Source organism: Brevibacillus fluminis, assembly GCF_003710825.1.
Taxonomy (GTDB): domain Bacteria; phylum Bacillota; class Bacilli; order Brevibacillales; family Brevibacillaceae; genus Brevibacillus_D; species Brevibacillus_D fluminis.
This window is the reverse complement of the sequence record NZ_RHHQ01000065.1, coordinates 1-795: the sequence shown is the minus strand read 5'-3', so window position 1 is coordinate 795 and position 795 is coordinate 1. Positions and strand designations below refer to the sequence as shown.

Here is a 795-nt window from a genome sequence, read left to right as displayed (position 1 = left end):
TTGTTTCATCTGTTCATAGATCGTCTGCTGCAGCGTCGCATCGACCGTCAGCGCAATCGTTTTGCCGTTTGTCGCAGGCTTTTCCGCGATGACCTTTTTCAACGCGCCGCTGGCATCGTTAATTTTGATGATGCCACCACCCGTTCCCCGTAGCTCCTCCTCATACAGTTGCTCCAGCCCTGCTTTGCCGATCAAATCGTATGGTGTGTAGCCTTTCTCTTTAAGCGCTTCCCACTTTTTTTGATCGATCGGGCCGACATAGCCGATCAGATGAGCAAACGCCTCTTTGAACGGGTAATACCGGACTTCCTTTTTGCTCAGTGTGACCCCGTTTACATTCGCCAAAAGCGCGAGCCGTGTGTCTTCTTCAGGCAGCGTCGCTAGCCGGACAGGCGAATCGGGATTGGCTGATGACGCTTGCAACATCGAGGCTAAAGCCTCCGAAGTCGTCGCGAGCACATGCAGCAGCTTCTGCTGATCCCCCTGCGGCGCCCTCTGCCAGTCACGCGGGACGATGCACACATCCACGACCACTTTGTCGGTTGCCAAATGATGACCGCCTCGATCCATGATCGTCCCGCGCTTCGGCGCTAACGTACTCGCCCGCACCTTGTCCCCCTCCGCCATCTCGGGAAAAATAAAGGTCGGATTCCAAGCCACATACCAGCCTTGATGCGCTTGCGTCTCTTCCTTCACCATGGTCGCGCTCCCCTTGAAGCTGATCGGCTGCAAAAACGTATCCATGTCAAGCTGATAGGAAAACGTGAGCTCGCTGCTGTCAGCACCAGGCTTTTC

The 795-nt window shown here is 55.2% G+C and carries 1 protein-coding gene; it reads right to left on the bottom strand.

Going from position 1 to position 795, the window contains the following annotated elements; all coding sequences use genetic code 11:
• Positions 1-795, bottom strand: a 795-nt coding sequence (locus EDM56_RS30895) for an NTF2-like N-terminal transpeptidase domain-containing protein (protein WP_281275005.1), incomplete at both ends; no start/stop codon positions are given.